Source organism: Shigella sp. SIG3 (genome assembly GCF_053555855.1).
Genome location: NZ_JBQZXE010000032.1, coordinates 1 through 22,986, shown reverse-complemented (window position 1 = coordinate 22,986; position 22,986 = coordinate 1). Strand labels below are relative to the sequence as shown.

The window sequence follows — 22,986 nt, the reverse complement described above, 5'->3', positions numbered from 1 at the left end:
TCCTTAATATGCGCGCAGCGTCTGGAAAACCGAGGCCAAAAGACGTGCGTCTTTGATGCCCGGTTGCGACTCTACAGCAGAATTAAAATCAAGTCCGGCGCAGCCGGTTTGTGCCGCTTCCACGCAGTTATCTGCGCCTAAGCCCCCCGCCAGCAGAACGTTGCCAAGCGATTGACCATTTAATAGTGACCAGTCAAAACGTTGCCCGCTTCCACCCTGGCCGTTGTCTAAAACATATTTATCAACGTGCTGAAACTCGCGGGCGGGCAGGGTTTCACCGACGCTTAATGCTTTCCAGATGGCAACATGTGCTGGCAGAGCTTCACGCAGCGTATCGATATACAGCTGATCTTCATTACCATGCAGTTGCACTGCCGCCAGCGATAACACCTTAGCTTTGTCCACCACATCGGCAATATCGTGATTGCGGAACACGCCAACATACTGCAACGGTGCCGCAGCCATCACTTCCTGCGCCTGTTCAACGTTGACGCAACGCGGTGATGTCGCAACAAAAATCAACCCACCGTAAATCGCGCCCGCGTCATAAGCTGCTTTAGCATCTTGCCCACGCGTCAGGCCACATACTTTATTCTCACCCAGCAACACCCGGCGCACGGCGGCGTGCAAATCGTCATGGGCCATCAACGCCGAACCAATCAGAAAACCGTTAGCGAAGTGGCTTAACTCGCGCACCTGAGCGTAAGTATTGATGCCGGATTCGCTGATTACCGTTACGTTGTGCCCCAGTTTCGGCGCAAGCTCGCGGGTACGGTTGAGATCAATCGACAAATCACGCAGATCGCGGTTGTTGATGCCAACGACCTTTGCCCCTAATGCAATGGCGCGCTCCAGTTCCTCTTCATTACTGACTTCGGTCAGCACCCCCATCTCCAGACTGTGAGCGACGGCTGCAAGCTGGCGATATTGGTCGTCATCCAGTACTGAAAGCATTAATAAGCAGGCATCGGCCTGGTAATAGCGCGCCAGATAGATCTGGTAAGGGTCGATAATGAAGTCTTTACATAAAATCGGCTGCGGGGCGATTTGGCTGACGATGAGGAGGAAATCAAAGCTCCCCTGAAAATATTTCTCATCAGTCAGCACCGAAATTGCCGAAGCGTAATGTTTATAAATGGCGGCAATGCGTGCCGGATCGAAATCATCACGGATCACGCCTTTTGACGGCGACGCTTTTTTACACTCCAGAATAAACTCCGTGCGTGCACCTTGTAGCGCATCATAAAAATGTCGTGTGCTCGGCTGAACCTCATTCTGAAAACTGGCCAGCGGTTGCTGCTGTTTGCGGGTTTCTACCCAAATCGCCTTGTCTGCGACGATTTTCGCTAAAACGGTTTGCATCATTTACCCTCGTGCCGCCAGCGCGGTAACTCTGTCGTAAGCGGAACCACTGCGCAGTACCTCAAGAACGGTTTGCGCATTGGCTTGCAGATCTTCATGGCCATGCAGGCGCATTAACATGGCGACGTTCGCAGCGACGGCTGCTTCATGGGCGGCGTCGCCTTTACCTTGTAACAAGCGTGTTAAAATGTCACGGTTTTCTTCAGGTGTTCCGCCTGCCAGTTGCTCCTGGTGGTAGGGAGTCAGGCCAAAATCTTCAGCGGTCAATTGATAGCTCTTAATTTTGCCGTCATGCAGCTCGGCAACGATTGTCGGCGCGTGTAATGAAACTTCATCCATCCCGCCGCTGTGCACCACCGCCGCGCGTTGATACCCCAGCACGCGCAAGGTTTCGGCAATCGGCAGCACCAGTTCCGGACTATAAACACCAATTAACGCCAGCGGCGGATGCGCCGGGTTAATCAATGGCCCCAGCACATTGAACAGGGTGCGGGTTTTCAGTTGCTGGCGAACCGGCATCGCGTGGCGGAATCCGGTGTGATATTTCGGCGCAAAGAGGAAACATACGCCTAACTCGTCCAGCGCCTGGCGCGATTTATTGGCGTTCATATCAAGATTAATACCGAATGCCGCCAGCAGATCCGACGAGCCGGATTTACTGGAGACGCTGCGGTTACCGTGTTTCGCCACTTTCAGCCCACAGGCCGCGGCGACAAACGCACTGGCGGTAGAAATATTGATACTGTTGCTGCCGTCACCGCCAGTACCGACGATATCAGCAAACAGATAATCCGGGCGCGGGAACGGCGCTGCGTTTTCCAGTAGCGCGGTTGCTGCCCCGGCGATCTCGTTCGGGTGCTCACCACGAATTTTCATGCTCACCAGCGCCGCCGCCAGTTGTTCCGGCTTCAGCTCGCCACGCACCACCGCTGAAAACAGCTGGTGGCTTTCTTGTTGGCTAAGCGTCTGCGCCTGATACAGTTTTTCCAGAATCGGTTGCAGCGTGTTGGCTGGCTCTAGTTTCTGCTGCGCCCAGGCCAGCGTTTGTTCCAGCAGGCGAGCGCCCTGGGTGGTGAGAATGGATTCCGGATGGAACTGGAATCCACAAACGCGATCCGCATCGTGACGTACTGCCATCACCATGCCATTAAAATGGGCGTTGATGGTTAAACCGGCCGGAATGTTACTGCCAACCAGCGAGTGATAACGCGCCACCGGCAGCGGGTTTGTTAATCCGGCAAACATCGCCTGACCGTCATGTTCAATGCTCGACGCTTTACCGTGAAGAATTTCGCCCGCCTGACCGACATAGCCCCCGTAAGCTTCGACAATTGCCTGATGTCCGAGGCAAATGCCAATAATGGGCAGCTTGCCACGCAAGCGGGTGAGGAGTTCCGGCATACAACCGGCTTCGCTCGGCACACCGGGGCCAGGAGAAAGCATCAGTACCGGATTGCTCATCGTCGCCAGGCGTTCAATTAAGGTCTGCGCCGGAATATGGTTGCGGTAAATCACCACGTTATGACCATTGCTGCGCAACTGATCTGCCAGGTTGTACGTAAAAGAGTCGATATTATCGAGCAGCAGAATGTCAGCCATCAGAAAGTCTCCTGTGCATGATGCGCGGTGGCAATAGCGCGCAGTACAGCGCGGGCTTTGTTACGGGTTTCGTCGGCTTCCGACTGCGGAACAGAATCAAGGACTACACCAGCACCCGCTTGCACGGTGGCGATACCGTTTTCCACCAGCGCCGAGCGGATCACAATGCAGGTGTCGAGATCGCCATGCGCGGTGAAATAACCTACCGCGCCGCCGTAGCTGCCGCGGCGACGACCTTCCGCCTCGGCAATTAACTGCATAGCGCGTACTTTCGGCGCACCGCTTAACGTCCCCATATTCATACAGGCGCGATAAGCGTGCAGGGCGTCAAGATCGTGACGCAGTTCGCCGACTACGCGAGAGACGAGGTGCATCACATAGGAATAACGGTCAACTTTGGTGAGATCGGCGACGTAGCGGCTGCCAGGGGTGCAAATGCGTGCCAGATCATTACGGGCGAGATCAACCAGCATCAGATGTTCAGACAGCTCTTTATGGTCAGTACGCATTTCCAGTTCAATACGGCTGTCGAGATCTCTGTCCAGTGAACCATCGGCGCGACGACCGCGTGGGCGTGTTCCGGCAATCGGGTAGATCTCAATCTGGCGGCTGGTGGCATCATACTTGAGCGAGCTTTCCGGCGACGCGCCAAATAGGGTGAAATCATTATCCTGCATAAAAAACATGTACGGGCTGGGATTACTCTTTTTCAGCACGTAATAGGCCGCCAGCGGTGACGGGCAGGGCAGAGAGAAACGGCGAGATGGCACCACCTGGAAAATTTCTCCAGCGCGAATCGCTTTTTGCAACAAACGCACTACGCCACCGAACTCTTCATCGCTCTGATTACATTCACAACGCATATGCGGCACGGAAACCACTGGCAGCGGCGGCGCGGCTTCGGTCAGTTGCTGACGTAGTTCGTTCAGGCGAGCAGTGAGACGTTGTTTTTCTTCTTCATTCGGAGCAAACAGGCTGGCCTGAATACGGGTGCTTTTTTTCTGATGGTCAATCACCATCAGCGTTTCAGCGAGATAAAAACAGAAATCAGGGCAGTTATTTTCCGCTGACAGTTGCGGTAAATCTTCAAATCCCGCCACAAGGTCATAAGAGAACAGGCCGCCGAAGAACATTGCTTCTCGTTCTTCCTTCGGTACATTCAACAGATTCTGCAATAAACGGAAAGCGTCAAAAACCGAAAGGGAGCATAAGCGGGCGTCTTCATCCAGCAGTGGACTGACAGGGGGGAAGCGCAGCACACGGCAGTTTGGTGATTGTTCACTTTCCACACCCGCAGGCAGGGCGTTATCCAGTAGTGCCAGCAGGGCTTCGCCATTGCCGGAAAGTGCCTGAATTGTGACGGTGTCACCTAATGCTGTAATGTGCAGCGCATTGTCTATCAGCAGCAGGCTTTTTAAATCATCTTTGCTGTCGATATCTGCGGATTCCAGCAGCAGCGTTGCCGGACGATTCCCACACAACTGGTGAAAAAGCGCAGTCGGGTTGTCGCGATAAGCGCCTTCGCAGGTTAGCAGTTCGAGAGTCGGTTTTTGTGTTTGCATTGTTATTCTCTAATTTTGTTCAAAAAAAAGCCCGCTCATTAGGCGGGCTGGGTATCTGATTGCTTTACGCATGGTGAATACACTGCCCGTTTCAGGAAGTGGCCACCAACCTTTCAGTACGAAAATTGCTTTCATTGTCGATACCATTTTTACGTGAACTTGCGTACTAGTCAACTGGTTCGATGATTAATTGTCAACAGCTCATTTCAGAATATTTGCCAGACCCGTTATGATGTCGGCGCAAAAAACATTATCCAGAACGGGAGTGCGCCTTGAGCGACACGAATTATGCAGTGATTTACGACCTGCACAGCCATACCACAGCTTCCGATGGCTGCCTGACGCCAGAAGCATTGGTGCACCGTGCAGTCGAGATGCGCGTCGGCACCCTGGCGATCACCGACCATGACACCACAGCTGCAATCGCGCCAGCAAGAGAGGAAATTTCACGTTCGGGACTGGCGCTGAATCTTATTCCCGGCGTGGAAATTTCCACGGTCTGGGAAAATCATGAAATTCATATTGTCGGGCTGAATATTGATATTACTCATCCGCTAATGTGTGAGTTCCTCGCGCAGCAGACAGAACGGCGCAATCAGCGGGCGCAGCAAATTGCCGAAAGACTTGAAAAAGCGCAAATACCTGGGGCGCTGGAAGGCGCACAACGACTGGCGCAGGGCGGCGCAGTGACGCGCGGTCATTTTGCGCGTTTCCTTGTGGAGTGCGGCAAAGCCAGTTCAATGGCAGATGTCTTTAAAAAGTATCTGGCGCGCGGGAAAACCGGATACGTTCCGCCACAGTGGTGTACAATAGAACAAGCTATTGATGTCATTCATCATTCTGGCGGTAAGGCGGTGCTAGCTCATCCTGGGCGGTACAATCTTAGTGCTAAATGGCTGAAAAGATTGGTTGCGCATTTTGCCGAACACCACGGCGACGCGATGGAAGTCGCGCAGTGCCAGCAATCGCCCAATGAACGCACCCAGCTGGCCACACTTGCGCGTCAGCATCATTTATGGGCATCACAAGGATCTGATTTTCATCAGCCATGCCCGTGGATCGAACTGGGTCGTAAACTCTGGCTGCCCGCAGGCGTTGAAGGCGTCTGGCAGCTATGGGAACAGCCGCAGAACACCACAGAGAGGGAATTATGAGCCAGTTTTTTTATATTCATCCTGATAACCCGCAGCAACGTCTGATCAACCAGGCGGTGGAGATCGTGCGTAAAGGCGGGGTGATTGTCTATCCAACTGATTCCGGCTATGCGCTCGGCTGTAAAATTGAAGATAAAAACGCCATGGAGCGTATTTGTCGTATTCGCCAGCTGCCGGACGGTCACAACTTTACCCTGATGTGTCGCGATCTTTCTGAACTCTCGACCTATTCATTCGTGGATAACGTTGCGTTTCGTTTGATGAAAAACAACACGCCGGGCAACTATACCTTCATCCTGAAGGGGACGAAGGAAGTGCCACGCCGTCTGTTGCAGGAGAAACGCAAAACCATCGGTATGCGTGTGCCTTCTAACCCGATTGCGCAGGCGTTGCTTGAAGCACTGGGCGAACCGATGCTTTCCACTTCGCTAATGCTGCCAGGCAGCGAATTTACCGAATCCGATCCCGAAGAAATTAAAGACCGTCTGGAAAAACAGGTAGATTTGATTATTCACGGCGGCTATCTCGGGCAGAAACCAACAACGGTTATTGATCTTACCGATGATACGCCGGTCGTGGTGCGTGAAGGCGTAGGTGATGTGAAGCCTTTCTTATAAGTGCGTAACTCTGTATACTACGCGGCCTTAAAATGGCGCTATACGGCGCCATTGATTCTCCTGTTCGACGCCTGTGAAGGCGACACCAAAAGGAAGCTCTATGAGCGAAAAATTACAGAAAGTGCTGGCCCGCGCTGGCCACGGCTCCCGCCGTGAAATCGAATCTATTATTGAAGCCGGTCGTGTGAGTGTTGATGGCAAAATTGCTAAACTCGGCGATCGCGTTGAAGTTACCCCTGGGCTGAAAATTCGTATCGATGGTCATCTGATTTCGGTACGTGAGTCCGCTGAACAAATTTGTCGCGTTCTGGCCTATTACAAACCGGAAGGTGAGTTGTGTACCCGTAACGATCCGGAAGGGCGTCCGACGGTGTTTGACCGTCTGCCAAAGCTGCGTGGCGCACGCTGGATTGCCGTAGGTCGTCTGGACGTTAACACCTGTGGTCTGCTGCTGTTCACCACCGATGGTGAACTGGCAAACCGTTTAATGCATCCAAGCCGTGAAGTTGAACGTGAATACGCCGTGCGTGTATTTGGTCAGGTTGACGACGCGAAACTGCGTGATTTGAGTCGTGGCGTGCAACTGGAAGATGGTCCGGCAGCTTTTAAAACCATCAAGTTCAGCGGCGGCGAAGGGATCAACCAGTGGTACAACGTGACTCTGACCGAAGGCCGTAACCGTGAAGTTCGTCGTCTGTGGGAAGCGGTTGGTGTGCAGGTGAGCCGCCTGATCCGTGTTCGTTACGGTGATATCCCACTGCCAAAAGGTCTGCCACGCGGTGGCTGGACGGAGCTGGACCTCGCCCAGACTAACTATCTGCGCGAACTGGTGGAGCTTCCGCCAGAAACCAGCTCTAAAGTCGCTGTAGAAAAAGACCGTCGTCGCATGAAGGCTAATCAGATTCGTCGTGCGGTGAAACGTCACAGTCAGGTGAGCGGCGGTCGTCGTTCTGGCGGGCGTAATAACGGTTAATCAAAGTATGCCGGACGTCATATCCGGCATTTTTACAGATTAATAATCAATCCCTATTTGCGCCTTAACACCGGCATCAAACGCATGTCTGATGGGGCGCAGCTCACTTACCGTATCCGCCAGTTCAAGAATATCCCGATGACAGCCTCGACCCGTGATAATCACCGTCTGTTGATGTGGACGTTCATTTAACGCCTGCACCACTTCTTCCAGTGGCAAATAGTCATACGCCACCATATACGTCAGTTCATCAAGCAAAACCATATCCAGTGAGGAATCAGCAAGCATCCGCTTTGCATGTTGCCAGACTTCGCGGCAGGCGGCGGTATCAGACTCGCGGTTTTGTGTATCCCAGGTAAAGCCCGTTGCCATCACCTGAAACTCAACGCCATGTGGCTCCAGCAGATTGCGTTCGCCATTAGGCCAGGTGCCTTTAATAAACTGCACGACGCCCACTTTTTTTCCGTGACCAACTGCGCGTGTTGCCGTACCAAATGCCGCGGTGGTTTTGCCTTTTCCATTGCCGGTAAAGACGATGATAATACCGCGTTCATCCTGGGCCTGGGCCACACGAGCATCTACTTTTTCTTTCACTCGCTGCTGACGCTGTTGGTAGCGTTCATCACTCATTGGGAAATTCCTGGTTTACGGCCCGGTTGGGCGTCAAAGGTCATGCCGGTTTTACGGCGGCTGTCATCGCCCATCAGCCAGAGGTAGAGCGGCATGATATCAGCGGGTGTTTTAAGTTTCTGTGGATCTTCGGTCGGGAAGGCGCTTGCGCGCATTGCGGTGCGCGTACCGCCTGGGTTAATGCAGTTGACGCGCAGGCGCTGCTGATATTCATCGGCCAGTACCTGCATCATCCCTTCGGTGGCAAATTTCGACGCTGCATATGCACCCCAGTTGGCTCGTCCCTGACGTCCAACGCTTGATGAAGTAAAGACCAGTGAACCGGCGTCCGATTTGAGTAATAAAGGAAGCAGTGCCTGGGTGAGCATAAAGGTGGCATTAACGTTGACCTGCATGACGTCCTGCCAGACCTGCGGATTTTGTTCGCTCATTGGGCAAACATCGCCGAGCAATCCGGCATTATGCAAAACACCATCCAGACGCGGATAATTAACGACAATGCGCTGTGCCAGTTGTTGGCAATTTTCGGACGTGCAGGTCAGCAAATCGAGAATAAACCACTGTGGCTGACGCCCAGTTTCTTCGTTTATGTGGCTGGCTACCTGACGTAATTTTTCTTCATTACGGCCCAACAGAATCACTGTCGCACCATAGCGTGCATACGTCATCGCGGCTTCACGACCAATCCCATCGCTGGCTCCCGTCACCAGGATAATGCGATCATTGAGTAAATCTTGTTTTGGCTGGTAATGCATGGCTACTCCTCAACGACGTTGTCTGTCGCGCTGCCAGTGTACTTTATGACTTTGGGGCTTTATGCCTGAAACAGAAGGGCATTTCAATCAGCCTGGGGCGATAACACCGCAAAATGGATACTTTGTCATACTTTCGCTGCAATAACATCTCTGCGAGACGGCTTAACATGCCTGTTGTAAACTGTGAGCCAAAGCGTTGTTTAACCAAGGTGGGGACTCGTGGAATTGTTGTCTGAATATGGTTTGTTTTTGGCTAAAATCGTTACCGTTGTGCTAGCGATTGCGGCGATTGCCGCCATTATTGTCAATGTTGCTCAACGTAATAAACGCCAGCGTGGCGAGTTACGGGTCAACAATCTCAGCGAACAGTATAAGGAGACGAAAGAAGAACTGGCCGCGGCGCTGATGGACTCACATCAGCAAAAACAGTGGCACAAAGCGCAGAAGAAAAAGCACAAGCAAGAAGCGAAAGCAGCAAAAGCGAAAGCCAAACTGGGCGAGGTGGCAACTGACAGTAAACCTCGCGTCTGGGTGCTGGATTTTAAAGGCAGCATGGACGCCCATGAAGTGAACTCGCTACGTGAAGAGATAACGGCGGTACTCGCAGCATTCAAACCGCAGGATCAGGTTGTGCTCCGTCTGGAAAGCCCTGGTGGCATGGTGCATGGTTACGGGTTGGCGGCTTCGCAGCTGCAGCGTCTGCGTGATAAAAACATTCCTTTAACTGTTACGGTAGACAAAGTCGCTGCCAGCGGCGGTTACATGATGGCCTGTGTGGCGGACAAAATTGTTTCCGCACCGTTTGCTATTGTGGGTTCCATTGGGGTGGTGGCGCAAATGCCCAACTTTAACCGCTTCCTGAAAAGCAAAGATATTGATATCGAACTGCACACCGCCGGGCAGTATAAGCGCACGCTGACCTTGCTGGGTGAAAATACCGAAGAAGGGCGGGAGAAATTCCGCGAAGAGCTGAACGAAACGCATCAGTTATTTAAAGATTTTGTGAAGCGTATGCGTCCGTCTCTGGATATTGAACAGGTGGCAACGGGTGAACACTGGTACGGACAACAGGCGGTAGAGAAAGGCCTGGTTGATGAAATCAACACCAGTGATGAAGTTATTCTTAGCCTGATGGAAGGCCGTGAAGTGGTTAATGTACGCTATATGCAGCGTAAACGACTCATTGACCGATTCACCGGCAGCGCGGCAGAGAGCGCCGATCGATTGTTGCTACGCTGGTGGCAGCGGGGTCAAAAGCCATTGATGTAAAAGACAAACGCGAGGCTAAGACCTCGCGTTTTGCTTTAATCAACCAGATGATATTTTTCTGAAAGCACATGGGCCAGGTGTTTGAACATATTAAACACCGCGGTGCTTTTGGCTGTCGGCAATCCTTGTTCATCTAAAAAGTAGTCGCCGGTAAATACCAGCACGCCATTACGCTGCGTGACGCCGGTGGCTTCAATCCCTGCGAGCGTATCCTCATGCTCACGAATGATTTTGTTAGCCTCTTTCAACAGCGTTTCGCGGTCGATGGGTTGTGTCTCTTTGTTCATTATTTACTCCTTAAACAAGGACATTAGTCTACGCCAGGCATGGCTTGCAGACAAATATACCACGCTGGTGGCAAGAGCGCCTTACTGGCAACTTTGGATTTTGCATGCTAATAAAGTTGCGTATCGGATTTTATCAGGTACAGTGTGACGCTTTCGTCAATCTGGCAATAGATTTGCTTGACATTCGACCAAAATTCCGTCGTGCTATAGCGCCTGTAGGCCAAGACCTGTTAACTCAGTCACCTGAATTTTCGTGAACAGAGTCACGACAAGGGGGTGATATCCGCAGAGAGCGAGTCCATATCGGTAACTCGTTGCCAGTGGAAGGTTTATCAACGTGCGACGCATTCCTGGAAGAATCAAATTAGGTAAGGTGAATATGGGTAAAGCTCTTGTCATCGTTGAGTCCCCGGCAAAAGCCAAAACGATCAACAAGTATCTGGGTAGTGACTACGTGGTGAAATCCAGCGTCGGTCACATCCGCGATTTGCCGACCAGTGGCTCAGCTGCCAAAAAGAGTGCCGACTCTACCTCCACCAAGACGGCTAAAAAGCCTAAAAAGGATGAACGTGGCGCTCTCGTCAACCGTATGGGGGTTGACCCGTGGCACAATTGGGAGGCGCACTATGAAGTGTTGCCTAGTAAAGAGAAGGTCGTCTCTGAACTGAAACAACTGGCTGAAAAAGCCGACCATATCTATCTCGCAACCGACCTTGACCGCGAAGGGGAAGCCATTGCATGGCACCTGCGGGAAGTGATTGGTGGTGATGATGCGCGCTATAGCCGAGTGGTGTTTAACGAAATTACTAAAAACGCGATCCGCCAGGCATTTAACAAACCGGGTGAGCTGAATATTGATCGTGTTAATGCCCAGCAGGCGCGTCGCTTTATGGACCGCGTGGTGGGGTATATGGTTTCGCCGCTGCTGTGGAAAAAGATCGCTCGTGGTCTGTCTGCCGGTCGTGTGCAGTCGGTGGCGGTCCGCCTGGTGGTAGAGCGTGAGCGTGAAATTAAAGCGTTCGTACCGGAAGAGTTCTGGGAAGTCGATGCCAGCACGACTACGCCATCTGGTGAAGCGTTGGCGTTGCAGGTGACTCATCAGAATGACAAACCGTTCCGTCCGGTCAACAAAGAACAAACTCAGGCTGCGGTAAGTCTGCTGGAAAAAGCGCGCTACAGCGTGCTGGAACGTGAAGACAAACCGACAACCAGTAAACCTGGCGCTCCTTTTATTACCTCTACGCTGCAACAAGCTGCCAGCACCCGTCTTGGTTTTGGCGTGAAAAAAACCATGATGATGGCGCAGCGTTTGTATGAAGCAGGCTATATCACTTACATGCGTACCGACTCCACTAACCTGAGTCAGGACGCGGTAAATATGGTTCGCGGTTATATCAGCGATAATTTTGGTAAGAAATATCTGCCGGAAAGTCCGAATCAGTACGCCAGCAAAGAAAACTCACAGGAAGCGCACGAAGCGATTCGTCCTTCTGACGTCAATGTGATGGCGGAATCGCTGAAGGATATGGAAGCAGATGCGCAGAAACTGTACCAGCTAATCTGGCGTCAGTTCGTTGCCTGCCAGATGACCCCAGCGAAATATGACTCCACGACGCTGACCGTTGGTGCGGGCGATTTCCGCCTGAAAGCACGCGGTCGTATTTTGCGCTTTGATGGCTGGACAAAAGTGATGCCTGCACTGCGTAAAGGCGATGAAGATCGTATCTTACCGGCAGTCGATAAAGGCGATGCTCTGACGCTCGTTGAACTAACACCAGCCCAGCACTTTACCAAGCCGCCAGCCCGTTTCAGTGAAGCATCGCTGGTTAAAGAACTGGAAAAACGTGGTATCGGTCGTCCGTCTACCTATGCGTCGATCATTTCGACCATTCAGGATCGTGGCTATGTGCGAGTAGAAAATCGTCGTTTCTATGCGGAAAAAATGGGCGAAATCGTCACCGATCGCCTTGAAGAAAATTTCCGCGAGTTAATGAACTACGACTTTACCGCGCAGATGGAAAACAGCCTCGACCAGGTGGCAAATCACGAAGCAGAGTGGAAAGCTGTACTGGATCACTTCTTCTCGGATTTCACCCAGCAGTTAGATAAAGCTGAAAAAGATCCGGAAGAGGGTGGTATGCGCCCGAACCAGATGGTTCTGACCAGCATTGACTGCCCGACTTGTGGTCGCAAAATGGGGATTCGCACAGCGAGCACCGGGGTATTCCTTGGCTGTTCTGGCTATGCGCTGCCGCCGAAAGAGCGTTGCAAAACCACCATTAACCTGGTGCCGGAAAACGAAGTGCTGAACGTGCTGGAAGGCGAAGATGCTGAAACCAACGCGCTGCGCGCAAAACGTCGTTGCCCGAAATGCGGCACGGCGATGGACAGCTATCTCATTGATCCGAAACGTAAGTTGCATGTCTGTGGTAATAACCCAACCTGCGACGGTTACGAGATCGAAGAGGGCGAATTCCGCATTAAAGGTTATGACGGCCCGATCGTTGAGTGTGAAAAATGTGGCTCTGAAATGCACCTGAAAATGGGGCGTTTCGGTAAATACATGGCCTGCACCAACGAAGAGTGTAAAAACACACGTAAGATTTTACGTAACGGCGAAGTGGCACCACCGAAAGAAGATCCGGTGCCATTACCTGAGCTGCCGTGCGAAAAATCAGATGCTTATTTCGTGCTGCGTGACGGTGCTGCCGGTGTGTTCCTGGCTGCCAACACTTTCCCGAAATCGCGTGAAACGCGTGCGCCACTGGTGGAAGAGCTTTATCGCTTCCGCGACCGTCTGCCGGAAAAACTGCGTTATCTGGCCGATGCGCCACAGCAGGATCCGGAAGGTAATAAGACCATGGTTCGCTTTAGCCGTAAAACCAAACAGCAATATGTCTCTTCGGAAAAAGACGGAAAGGCGACTGGCTGGTCAGCATTTTATGTTGATGGCAAATGGGTTGAAGGAAAAAAATAACCTTTAATTCTATCAGGTTTTTATAAACAAAGGGTCGCGAAAGCGGCCCTTTTTTATTGCATATTATTTTTTCTTCACACCTATACACTAAGGCTATAAATGATATAGTGGTTATAGTTAGCACCTTTTTTATTATTAAATCGTATTAGTCACCCGCCAGGTGTGACGAAAAAACGATGTTCTGATGGCGTCTAAGTGGATGGTTTAACATGAAATTACAACAACTTCGCTATATTGTTGAGGTGGTCAATCATAACCTGAATGTCTCATCAACAGCGGAAGGACTTTACACATCACAACCCGGGATCAGTAAACAAGTCAGAATGCTGGAAGACGAGCTAGGCATTCAAATTTTTTCCCGAAGCGGCAAGCACCTGACGCAGGTAACGCCAGCAGGACAAGAAATAATTCGTATCGCTCGCGAAGTCCTGTCGAAAGTCGATGCCATAAAATCGGTTGCCGGTGAGCACACCTGGCCGGATAAAGGCTCGCTGTATATCGCCACCACGCATACCCAGGCACGCTACGCGTTACCAAACGTTATCAAAGGCTTTATTGAGCGTTATCCCCGCGTTTCTTTGCATATGCACCAGGGCCCGCCGACACAAATTGCTGATGCCGTCTCTAAAGGCAATGCCGATTTCGCTATCGCCACAGAAGCGCTGCATCTGTATGAAGATTTAGTGATGTTACCGTGCTACCACTGGAATCGGGCTATTGTAGTCACTCCGGATCACCCGCTGGCAGGCAAAAAAGCCATTACCATTGAAGAACTGGCGCAATATCCGTTGGTGACATATACCTTCGGCTTTACCGGACGTTCAGAACTGGATACTGCCTTTAACCGCGCAGGGTTAACGCCGCGTATCGTTTTCACGGCAACGGATGCTGACGTCATTAAAACTTACGTCCGGTTAGGGCTGGGGGTAGGGGTCATTGCCAGCATGGCGGTGGATCCGGTCGCCGATCCCGACCTTGTGCGCGTTGATGCTCACGATATCTTCAGCCACAGTACAACCAAAATTGGTTTTCGCCGTAGTACTTTTTTGCGCAGTTATATGTATGATTTCATTCAGCGTTTTGCACCGCATTTAACGCGTGATGTCGTTGATGCGGCTGTCGCATTGCGCTCCAATGAAGAAATTGAGGTCATGTTTAAAGATATAAAACTGCCGGAAAAATAATTTCTTGCGTTATTTTCGGCACCTTTTATGTAGCGAAGGTGCCGGAATATATTCTCTTTTGTTACTTATTTCTATACCGTGCACAATATTTTTATCCCTCATATTTATAGGGTAAATTACCTGTAAAGTAGTGTCTAATTACCCGCCTCGCAAATTCCAGTTTTCAAATATCTATTTCAGGTCAAAAGATTGAATTATTCACTGGAGACGATTCGTAAATTCGCTGGATTTTTGACTAAAGTTTCTTTAGGATTTGTCTCATCGTATGATTAATTACACCAATCATTCAACGTCTTGCTGATAAGTGATGGCGATTATATGAGGTTAGCAATGCCTTCTGGAAATCAGGAACCCCGCCGTGATCCTGAATTAAAACGTAAAGCCTGGCTGACGGTTTTTCTTGGTTCTGCACTTTTCTGGGTGGTTGTCGCACTGCTGATTTGGAAAGTGTGGGGATAACTATGGTCGGTCAGGAGCAACTGGAGTCGTCACCATTATGCCAGCATAGTGACAATGAACCAGAAACGAAACGGGAATGTTCCGTCGTTATTCCAGACGACTGGCAACTAACATCGCAGCAGCAAGCCTTTATAGAACTGTTTGCTGAAGATGATCAGCCGAAACAATAATTATCATCATTCTTATTACCCATTTTTAATGAATTAAAGGGCTTTTAATACACCGCAGCAATAACAGCTTGAGTTATCTCAACACAAAATAATAACCGTTAAGGGTGTAGCCTATGATCAACACAAATATGAAATATTGGTCCTGGATGGGCGCGTTTTCTCTGTCGATGCTCTTCTGGGCCGAACTCCTCTGGATCATTACTCACTGATCCTTGACCCCGCTGCGGCGGGGTTGTCATTTGCTTTGCCACAAGGTTTCTCCTCTTTTATCAATTTGGGTTGTTATCAAATCGTTACGCGATGTTTGTGTTATCTTTAATATTTACCCTGAAGAGAATCAGGGCTTCGCAACCCTGTCATTAAGGAGGAGCTATGTCGTCAACCCTACGAGAAGCCAGTAAGGACACGTTGCAGGCCAAAGATAAAACTTACCACTACTACAGCCTGCCGCTTGCTGCTAAATCACTGGGCGATATCACCCGTCTACCCAAGTCACTCAAAGTTTTGCTCGAAAACCTGCTGCGCTGGCAGGATGGTAACTCAGTTACCGAAGAGGATATCCACGCACTGGCGGGATGGCTGAAAAATGCCCATGCTGACCGTGAAATTGCCTACCGCCCGGCAAGGGTGCTGATGCAGGACTTTACCGGCGTACCTGCCGTTGTTGATCTGGCGGCAATGCGCGAAGCGGTTAAACGCCTCGGTGGCGATACTGCAAAGGTTAACCCGCTCTCACCGGTCGACCTGGTCATTGACCACTCGGTGACCGTCGATCGTTTTGGTGATGATGAGGCATTTGAAGAAAACGTACGCCTGGAAATGGAGCGCAACCACGAACGTTATGTGTTCCTGAAATGGGGAAAGCAAGCGTTCAGTCGGTTTAGCGTCGTGCCGCCAGGCACAGGCATTTGCCATCAGGTTAACCTCGAATATCTCGGCAAAGCAGTGTGGAGCGAATTGCAGGACGGTGAATGGATTGCTTATCCGGATACACTCGTTGGTACTGACTCGCACACCACTATGATCAACGGCCTTGGCGTGCTGGGGTGGGGCGTGGGTGGGATCGAAGCAGAAGCCGCCATGTTAGGCCAGCCGGTTTCCATGCTTATCCCGGACGTAGTGGGCTTTAAACTTACCGGAAAATTACGTGAAGGTATTACCGCCACAGACCTGGTTCTCACTGTTACCCAAATGCTGCGCAAACATGGCGTGGTGGGGAAATTCGTCGAATTTTATGGTGATGGTCTGGATTCACTACCGTTGGCGGATCGCGCCACCATTGCCAATATGTCGCCAGAATATGGTGCCACCTGTGGCTTCTTCCCAATCGATGCAGTAACCCTCGATTACATGCGTTTAAGCGGGCGCAGCGAAGATCAGGTCGAGTTGGTCGAAAAATATGCCAAAGCGCAGGGCATGTGGCGTAACCCGGGCGATGAACCGATTTTTACCAGTATGTTAGAACTGGATATGAATGACGTTGAAGCGAGCCTGGCAGGGCCAAAACGCCCACAGGATCGCGTTGCACTGCCCGATGTACCAAAAGCATTTGCCGCCAGTAACGAACTGGAAGTGAATGCCACGCATAAAGATCGCCTGCCAGTCGATTATGTTATGAACGGACATCAGTATCAGTTACCTGATGGCGCTGTGGTCATTGCTGCGATAACCTCGTGCACCAACACCTCTAACCCAAGTGTGCTGATGGCCGCAGGCTTGCTGGCGAAAAAAGCCGTAACTCTTGGCCTCAAGCGGCAACCGTGGGTCAAAGCGTCGCTGGCACCGGGTTCGAAAGTCGTTTCTGATTATCTGGCAAAAGCGAAACTGACACCGTATCTCGACGAACTGGGGTTTAACCTTGTGGGATACGGTTGTACCACCTGTATTGGTAACTCTGGGCCGCTGCCCGATCCTATCGAAACGGCAATCAAAAAAGGCGATTTAACCGTCGGTGCGGTGCTGTCCGGCAACCGTAACTTTGAAGGCCGTATCCATCCGCTGGTTAAAACTAACTGGCTGGCCTCGCCGCCGCTGGTGGTTGCCTATGCGCTGGCGGGAAATATGAATATCAACCTGGCTTCTGAGCCTATCGGCCATGATCGCAAAGGCGATCCGGTTTATCTGAAAGATATCTGGCCATCGGCACAAGAAATTGCCCGTGCGGTAGAACAAGTCTCCACAGAAATGTTCCGCAAAGAGTACGCAGAAGTTTTTGAAGGCACAGCAGAGTGGAAGGAAATTAACGTCACACGATCCGATACCTACGGTTGGCAGGAGGACTCAACCTATATTCGCTTATCGCCTTTCTTTGATGAAATGCAGGCAACACCAGCACCAGTGGAAGATATTCACGGTGCGCGGATCCTCGCAATGCTGGGGGATTCAGTCACCACTGACCATATCTCTCCGGCGGGCAGTATTAAGCCCGACAGCCCAGCGGGTCGATATCTACAAGGTCGGGGTGTTGAGCGAAAAGACTTTAACTCCTACGGTTCGCGGCGTGGTAACCATGAAGTGATGATGCGCGGCACCTTCGCCAATATTCGCATCCGTAATGAAATGGTGCCTGGCGTTGAAGGGGGGATGACGCGGCATTTACCTGACAGCGACGTAGTCTCTATTTATGATGCTGCGATGCGCTATAAGCAGGAGCAAACGCCGCTGGCGGTGATTGCCGGGAAAGAGTATGGATCAGGCTCAAGCCGTGACTGGGCGGCAAAAGGACCTCGTCTGCTTGGAATTCGTGTGGTGATTGCCGAATCGTTTGAACGAATTCACCGTTCGAATTTAATTGGCATGGGCATCCTGCCGCTGGAATTTCCGCAAGGCGTGACGCGTAAAACGTTAGGGCTAACCGGGGAAGAGAAGATTGATATTGGCGATCTGCAAAATCTACAACCTGGCGCGACGGTTCCGGTGACGCTTACGCGCGCGGATGGTAGCCAGGAAGTCGTACCCTGCCGTTGTCGTATCGACACCGCGACGGAGTTGACCTACTACCAGAACGACGGCATTTTGCATTATGTCATCCGTAATATGTTGAAGTAACAAGTATTTGCTTGCCGGTTATTTTGCTTCCGGCAAGCAAATGAATTACACAATGCAAGAGGGTTATTTGTTCAGCAAATGGCCCATTTTCTCGGCTTTGGTATCGAGATAATGTTCGTTATTGGGGTTACGACCTACAATCAATGGTACGCGTTCAACAATATTAATCCCTGCTTCGGTCAGAATTTCGACTTTTTTCGGGTTATTGGTTAACAAGCGGACTTCATTGACGCCAAGGAGTTTGAACATATCAGCGCAAAGAGTGAAGTCGCGCTCATCAGCGGCGAAGCCTAACTGGTGGTTAGCCTCTACGGTATCGTAACCTTGATCCTGCAGTGCGTAAGCGCGGATTTTATTCAGCAGACCAATGTTACGACCTTCCTGACGGTGATACAGCAAAATACCACGGCCTTCCTCGGCAATTTGCGTCAATGCCGCTTCGAGCTGGAAGCCACAATCGCAGCGCAAGCTGAACAGGGCGTCACCGGTCAGACATTCGGAATGGACGCGCGCAAGTACCGGGGTATGCCCGGAAATATCGGCATAGACTAGCGCGACATGATCGTGTCCGGTTGCCAGTTCTTCAAATCCCACCATCAGGAAATCGCCCCATGGGGTTGGCAGTTTGGCTTCTGCCACACGTTTAAGCTGCATGAAATTCTCCAGATAATGCTGGTTCTGTATTGGCTTATTTTGCCATAACGAGAAGGGGTTCACCTAATCACGACGCGTCGATCGTTCACGGAATGGCACAAATCTGTCAATTTTTCTTGGAACTGGCATTTTCAGTTATGATTGTGGGACTTATCAAAAAGGAGAGGCCATGCGTTCGATTGCCCGACGTACCGCAGTGGGAGCTGCACTATTGTTTGTCATGCCAGTAGCCGTATGGATTTCTGGCTGGCGTTGGCAACCTGGAGAACAAAGTTGGCGACTAAAAGCGGCTTTTTGGGTTACTGAAACTGTCACCCAGCCCTGGGGCGTCATTACACATTTGATTTTGTTCGGCTGGTTTCTCTGGTGTCTGCGTTTTCGCATTAAGGCTGCCTTTGTATTATTTTCCATTCTGGCGGCGGCAATCCTTGTTGGACAAGGCGTTAAATCCTGGATCAAAGACAAAGTACAGGAACCACGACCTTTTGTTATCTGGTTGGAAAAAACACATCATATTCCGGTTGATGAGTTCTACACTTTAAAGCGAGCAGAACGCGGAAATCTAGTAAAAGAACAGTTGGCTGAAGAGAAAAATATTCCACAATATTTGCGTTCACACTGGCAGAAAGAGACGGGGTTTGCCTTTCCTTCCGGTCACACGATGTTTGCTGCCAGTTGGGCACTGCTGGCCGTTGGTTTGCTGTGGCCGCGTCGGCGAACGTTAACCATTGCTATCTTGTTGGTCTGGGCAACGGGAGTCATGGGAAGCCGCCTGCTACTCGGGATGCATTGGCCACGCGATCTGGTGGTAGCTACGTTGATTTCGTGGACGCTGGTGGCGGTGGCAACGTGGCTTGCGCAACGAATTTGTGGGCCATTCACACCACCTGCGGAAGAAAATCGCGAAATTGCACAACGAGAACAAGAAAGTTAACGCTGGTTGATTTTCCGAATTTAGGCCTTAAATCATCAACAATGCGCGTGGATGCCATTTCGCAGACGGCGCGAAAATGGTACTTTAAAGGGCTATTGCGGTAAGTTGACCATAATTTATTCGCTCTAACCACATAACGGGAAGTAATGTGAAATATTTACTCATTTTCTTACTGGTGTTAGCGATCTTCGTGATTTCGGTCACGTTGGGTGCGCAGAACGATCAACAGGTGACGTTTAATTATCTGTTAGCGCAAGGGGAGTACCGTATTTCCACATTGCTGGCGGTATTGTTTGCTGCGGGGTTTGCTATCGGTTGGTTGATTTGTGGCCTGTTCTGGCTGCGAGTTCGTGTTTCCCTGGCGCGCGCTGAACGTAAAATAAAGCGACTGGAAAACCAGCTTTCACCCGCGACTGACGTGGCTGTAGTGCCGCACTCGTCAGCGGCGAAGGAATAACTTTCTATGCTGGAGTTGTTGTTTCTGCTTTTGCCTGTAGCCGCTGCCTATGGCTGGTATATGGGCCGCAGAAGTGCGCAACAAAACAAGCAAGATGAAGCCAACCGCTTGTCGCGTGATTACGTAGCGGGGGTTAACTTCCTGCTTAGTAATCAACAGGATAAAGCGGTAGACCTGTTTCTCGATATGCTTAAAGAGGATACAGGCACCGTTGAAGCCCACCTTACGCTCGGAAACCTGTTCCGTTCGCGTGGCGAAGTTGATCGCGCTATTCGCATCCATCAGACCCTAATGGAAAGCGCCTCGCTGACCTATGAACAGCGTCTGTTGGCGATTCAACAACTGGGGCGTGATTACATGGCCGCCGGGTTATACGACCGCGCGGAAGACATGTTCAATCAGCTGACCGATGAAACTGACTTCCGCATTGGCGCGCTGCAACAGTTGCTACAAATCTACCAGGCTACCAGTGAGTGGCAGAAAGCAATTGATGTTGCCGAACGCCTGGTGAAGCTGGGTAAAGATAAACAGCGCGTCGAAATTGCCCATTTCTACTGTGAGTTAGCCCTGCAGCATATGGCCAGCGACGATCTCGATCGTGCCATGACCTTGCTAAAAAAAGGGGCGGCGGCAGATAAAAACAGCGCCCGCGTATCCATCATGATGGGACGCGTGTTTATGGCGAAAGGAGAATACGTCAAAGCCGTCGAAAGTTTGCAACGCGTCATATCCCAGGACAGAGAACTGGTCAGCGAAACGCTGGAAATGTTGCAAACCTGCTATCAGCAGTTGGGTAAAACTGCCGAATGGGCAGAATTCCTGCAACGCGCGGTGGAAGAGAACACCGGTGCCGATGCTGAATTGATGCTTGCTGATATCATCGAAGCGCGCGACGGTAGTGAGGCTGCACAGGTCTATATTACACGCCAGCTTCAGCGTCATCCGACCATGCGTGTATTCCATAAGCTAATGGATTACCACTTAAATGAAGCGGAAGAAGGGCGCGCCAAAGAGAGTCTGATGGTGCTGCGTGACATGGTTGGCGAGAAGGTGCGTAGTAAGCCTCGTTATAGCTGCCAGAAATGTGGTTTTACCGCATACACCCTCTACTGGCATTGTCCGTCTTGTCGTGCCTGGTCAACTATTAAACCGATTCGCGGTCTTGATGGCCTGTAATTTTTAAAAAAATCCGACTTTAGTTACAACATACTAGTTATTGATGTCCCATTGTGCTCCGGCAACGACGGAGCAGAAAAAGCCTGCTAGGGGAACAATCGCAACTGTTAATTTTTTATTTCCACGGGTAGAATGCTCGCCGTTTACCTGTTTCGCGCCACTTCCGGTGCCCATCATCAAGAAGGTCTGGTCATGACGTTAACTGCTTCATCTTCTTCCCGCGCTGTTACGAATTCTCCTGTGGTTGTTGCCCTTGATTATCATAATTGTGATGACGCGCTGTCCTTTGTCGACAAGATCGACCCACGCGATTGTCGTCTGAAGGTCGGTAAAGAGATGTTTACATTGTTTGGGCCACAGTTTGTGCGCGAACTTCAACAGCGTGGTTTTGATATCTTTCTTGACCTGAAATTCCACGATATCCCCAACACTGCAGCGCACGCTGTCGCTGCTGCAGCTGACTTAGGCGTGTGGATGGTGAATGCTCATGCCTCCGGTGGGGCGCGTATGATGACCGCAGCGCGTGAGGCACTGGTTCCGTTTGGCAAAGATGCACCGCTTTTGATTGCTGTGACAGTGTTGACCAGCATGGAAGCCAGCGACCTGGCCGATCTTGGCGTGACACTGTCACCTGCAGATTATGCAGAACGTCTGGCAGCACTGACGCAAAAATGTGGCCTTGATGGTGTGGTGTGTTCTGCTCAGGAAGCTGTGCGCTTTAAACAGGTATTCGGTCAGGAGTTCAAACTGGTTACACCGGGCATCCGTCCGCAGGGGAGTGAAGCTGGTGACCAGCGCCGCATTATGACGCCAGAACAGGCGTTGGCGGCTGGTGTTGATTATATGGTGATTGGTCGCCCGGTAACGCAATCGGTAGATCCAGCGCAGACACTGAAAGCGATCAACGCCTCTTTACAGCGGAGTGCATGATGAGTGATTCCAACAGCCGTCTGGTCTACTCAACGGAAACCGGGCGTATTGATGAGCCCAAAGCGGCCCCAGTACGCCCTAAAGGCGATGGAGCGGTGCGTATTCAGCGTCAGACCAGTGGACGTAAAGGTAAGGGCGTTTGCCTGATTACCGGTATCGATCTCGATGATGCCGAACTGACAAAACTTGCAGCGGAACTGAAGAAAAAATGCGGCTGCGGCGGAGCAGTTAAAGATGGAGTTATTGAAATCCAGGGCGATAAGCGTGATTTATTAAAATCACTACTTGAAGCGAAAGGGATGAAGGTAAAACTCGCAGGCGGTTAACATAAAAAGCCACGGATATATCCGTGGCTTTCGAATATTTTACTGTGTGTATTATTCAGTTATTTCGTACTGAACAGAATCAAGCGTATTATAATTGCGAGTCGATAATCGACATTTATTTACGATTATTTACCGACCTGGTGACTAATAACACCACCGACAGCTGCACCACCTAATGTACCCAACGTACTGCCATCGGTCAGTACTGCACCGCCTAATGCCCCTGCACCCGCGCCGATTGCGGTGTTGCGGTCCCGTTTAGACCAGTTAGAACAGGCACTCAGAGACATTGCCAAAGTAATTGCCAGAACAGCCGCGGTCATTTTTTTGCTCGTTACAAACATAATACTCTCTCCTGAATTTATGATTCACGGAAGTAAGCTCTCTATAACTATAATAGCTAAGAATAAGCCTGGTGAAATTATTCCGTGAAATCTGCTCGCGCGCAGGGTTATATCACGCA

23 protein-coding genes and 1 other annotated feature are annotated in these 22,986 nt (G+C 50.9%); of the genes, 15 read left to right on the top strand and 8 right to left on the bottom strand.

Annotated elements, in window-relative coordinates; genetic code table 11:
• Positions 1-3: 3 nt before the first annotated feature.
• The 3 genes from trpCF to trpE are packed head-to-tail and all read right to left on the bottom strand — an operon-like array spanning position 4 to position 4,523.
• Positions 4-1,365: a bifunctional indole-3-glycerol-phosphate synthase TrpC/phosphoribosylanthranilate isomerase TrpF gene (gene trpCF, locus ACUU1I_RS08490; protein WP_449144828.1), complete on the bottom strand. Its 1,362-nt coding sequence runs from the start codon at positions 1,363-1,365 to the stop codon at positions 4-6.
• Positions 1,366-2,961, bottom strand: coding sequence for a bifunctional anthranilate synthase glutamate amidotransferase component TrpG/anthranilate phosphoribosyltransferase TrpD (gene trpD, locus ACUU1I_RS08485; protein ID WP_000763514.1), 1,596 nt, complete (start codon positions 2,959-2,961; stop codon positions 1,366-1,368).
• On the bottom strand, positions 2,961-4,523 hold the full coding sequence (gene trpE, locus ACUU1I_RS08480; protein WP_001194616.1) for an anthranilate synthase component I: 1,563 nt from the start codon (positions 4,521-4,523) through the stop codon (positions 2,961-2,963). Before trpE ends, trpD begins: the two co-directional genes overlap by 1 nt.
• Before the next feature lie 21 nt (positions 4,524-4,544).
• Positions 4,545-4,637, bottom strand: a sequence feature (Trp leader region).
• Between the two features lie 158 nt (positions 4,638-4,795).
• Between trpE and rnm the strand changes: the two genes are divergently transcribed.
• From rnm to rluB, 3 genes are all read left to right on the top strand, one after another.
• A complete protein-coding gene (gene rnm, locus ACUU1I_RS08475; RefSeq protein ID WP_001285681.1) occupies positions 4,796-5,677 on the top strand; it encodes an RNase RNM in 882 nt (293 codons plus the stop codon).
• On the top strand, positions 5,674-6,294 hold the full coding sequence (locus ACUU1I_RS08470) for an L-threonylcarbamoyladenylate synthase (RefSeq protein ID WP_001295575.1): 621 nt from the start codon (positions 5,674-5,676) through the stop codon (positions 6,292-6,294). Before rnm ends, ACUU1I_RS08470 begins: the two co-directional genes overlap by 4 nt.
• 100 nt (positions 6,295-6,394) lie before the next feature.
• Positions 6,395-7,267, top strand: coding sequence for a 23S rRNA pseudouridine(2605) synthase RluB (rluB, locus tag ACUU1I_RS08465; RefSeq protein ID WP_001291216.1), 873 nt, complete (start codon positions 6,395-6,397; stop codon positions 7,265-7,267).
• A gap of 39 nt (positions 7,268-7,306) precedes the next feature.
• Here the strand turns inward: rluB and cobO are convergent, their stop codons facing one another.
• Together cobO and ACUU1I_RS08455 are read right to left on the bottom strand one after the other, a co-directional pair.
• Positions 7,307-7,897 (bottom strand): cob(I)yrinic acid a,c-diamide adenosyltransferase, encoded by a 591-nt coding sequence (gene cobO, locus ACUU1I_RS08460; protein WP_001278905.1) that lies wholly within the window; start codon positions 7,895-7,897, stop codon positions 7,307-7,309.
• On the bottom strand, positions 7,894-8,652 hold the full coding sequence (locus ACUU1I_RS08455; protein WP_000559293.1) for a YciK family oxidoreductase: 759 nt from the start codon (positions 8,650-8,652) through the stop codon (positions 7,894-7,896). Before ACUU1I_RS08455 ends, cobO begins: the two co-directional genes overlap by 4 nt.
• 219 nt (positions 8,653-8,871) lie before the next feature.
• On the opposite strand from ACUU1I_RS08455, the gene sohB reads away from it, so the two are divergent.
• Complete coding sequence (gene sohB / locus ACUU1I_RS08450; protein WP_000422069.1) at positions 8,872-9,921, top strand: protease SohB; 1,050 nt, start codon at positions 8,872-8,874, stop codon at positions 9,919-9,921.
• 35 nt (positions 9,922-9,956) lie between these two features.
• Here sohB and ACUU1I_RS08445 read toward each other — a convergent pair whose 3' ends face one another.
• The gene (locus ACUU1I_RS08445) at positions 9,957-10,208 is read right to left on the bottom strand and encodes a YciN family protein (RefSeq protein ID WP_001031530.1); all 252 of its coding nucleotides are present in this window, start codon (positions 10,206-10,208) and stop codon (positions 9,957-9,959) included.
• A gap of 379 nt (positions 10,209-10,587) precedes the next feature.
• Here ACUU1I_RS08445 and topA point away from each other — a divergent pair, with 379 nt between their 5' ends.
• From topA to acnA, 6 genes are all read left to right on the top strand, one after another.
• On the top strand, positions 10,588-13,185 hold the full coding sequence (topA, locus tag ACUU1I_RS08440; RefSeq protein ID WP_134799999.1) for a type I DNA topoisomerase: 2,598 nt from the start codon (positions 10,588-10,590) through the stop codon (positions 13,183-13,185).
• A gap of 209 nt (positions 13,186-13,394) precedes the next feature.
• Positions 13,395-14,369, top strand: coding sequence for an HTH-type transcriptional regulator CysB (gene cysB, locus ACUU1I_RS08435; RefSeq protein ID WP_000776246.1), 975 nt, complete (start codon positions 13,395-13,397; stop codon positions 14,367-14,369).
• Positions 14,370-14,687: 318 nt separating this feature from the next.
• Positions 14,688-14,828, top strand: coding sequence for a YmiA family putative membrane protein (locus ACUU1I_RS08430; RefSeq protein WP_005068397.1), 141 nt, complete (start codon positions 14,688-14,690; stop codon positions 14,826-14,828).
• Positions 14,829-14,830: 2 nt separating this feature from the next.
• Entirely contained in the window at positions 14,831-14,998 is a 168-nt protein-coding gene (yciX, locus tag ACUU1I_RS08425) for a protein YciX (protein ID WP_000233043.1), read from the top strand.
• Between the two features lie 113 nt (positions 14,999-15,111).
• Positions 15,112-15,207: a small membrane protein YmiC gene (gene ymiC, locus ACUU1I_RS08420; RefSeq protein WP_001310756.1), complete on the top strand. Its 96-nt coding sequence runs from the start codon at positions 15,112-15,114 to the stop codon at positions 15,205-15,207.
• A 163-nt stretch (positions 15,208-15,370) separates the two neighbouring features.
• Positions 15,371-18,046 carry an aconitate hydratase AcnA gene (gene acnA / locus ACUU1I_RS08415; protein ID WP_000099511.1) on the top strand — a complete coding sequence of 892 codons (2,676 nt, stop codon included), beginning with the start codon at positions 15,371-15,373 and terminating at the stop codon, positions 18,044-18,046.
• 63 nt (positions 18,047-18,109) lie between these two features.
• Here the strand turns inward: acnA and ribA are convergent, their stop codons facing one another.
• Positions 18,110-18,700 (bottom strand): GTP cyclohydrolase II, encoded by a 591-nt coding sequence (ribA, locus tag ACUU1I_RS08410; protein ID WP_001176287.1) that lies wholly within the window; start codon positions 18,698-18,700, stop codon positions 18,110-18,112.
• Between the two features lie 169 nt (positions 18,701-18,869).
• Here ribA and pgpB point away from each other — a divergent pair, with 169 nt between their 5' ends.
• The 5 genes from pgpB to yciH all read left to right on the top strand — a co-directional run bounded on the left by pgpB (position 18,870) and on the right by yciH (position 22,523).
• On the top strand, positions 18,870-19,634 hold the full coding sequence (gene pgpB / locus ACUU1I_RS08405) for a phosphatidylglycerophosphatase B (protein ID WP_449144827.1): 765 nt from the start codon (positions 18,870-18,872) through the stop codon (positions 19,632-19,634).
• 148 nt (positions 19,635-19,782) lie between these two features.
• The gene (lapA, locus tag ACUU1I_RS08400) at positions 19,783-20,091 is read left to right on the top strand and encodes a lipopolysaccharide assembly protein LapA (protein WP_000876286.1); all 309 of its coding nucleotides are present in this window, start codon (positions 19,783-19,785) and stop codon (positions 20,089-20,091) included.
• 6 nt (positions 20,092-20,097) lie between these two features.
• On the top strand, positions 20,098-21,267 hold the full coding sequence (lapB, locus tag ACUU1I_RS08395; RefSeq protein WP_447388946.1) for a lipopolysaccharide assembly protein LapB: 1,170 nt from the start codon (positions 20,098-20,100) through the stop codon (positions 21,265-21,267).
• A gap of 192 nt (positions 21,268-21,459) precedes the next feature.
• Positions 21,460-22,197 carry an orotidine-5'-phosphate decarboxylase gene (gene pyrF / locus ACUU1I_RS08390; RefSeq protein ID WP_000176256.1) on the top strand — a complete coding sequence of 246 codons (738 nt, stop codon included), beginning with the start codon at positions 21,460-21,462 and terminating at the stop codon, positions 22,195-22,197.
• Positions 22,197-22,523: a stress response translation initiation inhibitor YciH gene (gene yciH, locus ACUU1I_RS08385; RefSeq protein ID WP_005049711.1), complete on the top strand. Its 327-nt coding sequence runs from the start codon at positions 22,197-22,199 to the stop codon at positions 22,521-22,523. The genes pyrF and yciH overlap by 1 nt, the downstream gene beginning before the upstream one ends.
• Before the next feature lie 125 nt (positions 22,524-22,648).
• On the opposite strand, the gene osmB is transcribed toward yciH, so the two are convergent.
• Positions 22,649-22,867, bottom strand: a complete 219-nt coding sequence (gene osmB, locus ACUU1I_RS08380) for an osmotically-inducible lipoprotein OsmB (protein WP_152030578.1) — start codon at positions 22,865-22,867, stop codon at positions 22,649-22,651.
• Positions 22,868-22,986: the final 119 nt, after the last annotated feature.

Bases quoted from the DNA above. Each gene is read 5' to 3' on its own strand.
- acnA (WP_000099511.1), top strand. From the start codon at position 15,371: ATGTCGTCAACCCTACGAGAAGCCAGTAAGGACACGTTGCAGGCCAAA.
- topA (WP_134799999.1), top strand. From the start codon at position 10,588: ATGGGTAAAGCTCTTGTCATCGTTGAGTCCCCGGCAAAAGCCAAAACG.
- trpE (WP_001194616.1), bottom strand. From the start codon at position 4,523: ATGCAAACACAAAAACCGACTCTCGAACTGCTAACCTGCGAAGGCGCT.
- pgpB (WP_449144827.1), top strand. From the start codon at position 18,870: ATGCGTTCGATTGCCCGACGTACCGCAGTGGGAGCTGCACTATTGTTT.
- trpCF (WP_449144828.1), bottom strand. From the start codon at position 1,365: ATGATGCAAACCGTTTTAGCGAAAATCGTCGCAGACAAGGCGATTTGG.
- yciH (WP_005049711.1), top strand. From the start codon at position 22,197: ATGAGTGATTCCAACAGCCGTCTGGTCTACTCAACGGAAACCGGGCGT.
- ACUU1I_RS08445 (WP_001031530.1), bottom strand. From the start codon at position 10,208: ATGAACAAAGAGACACAACCCATCGACCGCGAAACGCTGTTGAAAGAG.
- ACUU1I_RS08430 (WP_005068397.1), top strand. From the start codon at position 14,688: ATGAGGTTAGCAATGCCTTCTGGAAATCAGGAACCCCGCCGTGATCCT.
- rluB (WP_001291216.1), top strand. From the start codon at position 6,395: ATGAGCGAAAAATTACAGAAAGTGCTGGCCCGCGCTGGCCACGGCTCC.
- cobO (WP_001278905.1), bottom strand. From the start codon at position 7,897: ATGAGTGATGAACGCTACCAACAGCGTCAGCAGCGAGTGAAAGAAAAA.
- cysB (WP_000776246.1), top strand. From the start codon at position 13,395: ATGAAATTACAACAACTTCGCTATATTGTTGAGGTGGTCAATCATAAC.
- ACUU1I_RS08470 (WP_001295575.1), top strand. From the start codon at position 5,674: ATGAGCCAGTTTTTTTATATTCATCCTGATAACCCGCAGCAACGTCTG.
- ymiC (WP_001310756.1), top strand. From the start codon at position 15,112: ATGATCAACACAAATATGAAATATTGGTCCTGGATGGGCGCGTTTTCT.
- pyrF (WP_000176256.1), top strand. From the start codon at position 21,460: ATGACGTTAACTGCTTCATCTTCTTCCCGCGCTGTTACGAATTCTCCT.
- osmB (WP_152030578.1), bottom strand. From the start codon at position 22,867: ATGTTTGTAACGAGCAAAAAAATGACCGCGGCTGTTCTGGCAATTACT.
- yciX (WP_000233043.1), top strand. From the start codon at position 14,831: ATGGTCGGTCAGGAGCAACTGGAGTCGTCACCATTATGCCAGCATAGT.
- trpD (WP_000763514.1), bottom strand. From the start codon at position 2,961: ATGGCTGACATTCTGCTGCTCGATAATATCGACTCTTTTACGTACAAC.
- lapB (WP_447388946.1), top strand. From the start codon at position 20,098: ATGCTGGAGTTGTTGTTTCTGCTTTTGCCTGTAGCCGCTGCCTATGGC.
- ACUU1I_RS08455 (WP_000559293.1), bottom strand. From the start codon at position 8,652: ATGCATTACCAGCCAAAACAAGATTTACTCAATGATCGCATTATCCTG.
- ribA (WP_001176287.1), bottom strand. From the start codon at position 18,700: ATGCAGCTTAAACGTGTGGCAGAAGCCAAACTGCCAACCCCATGGGGC.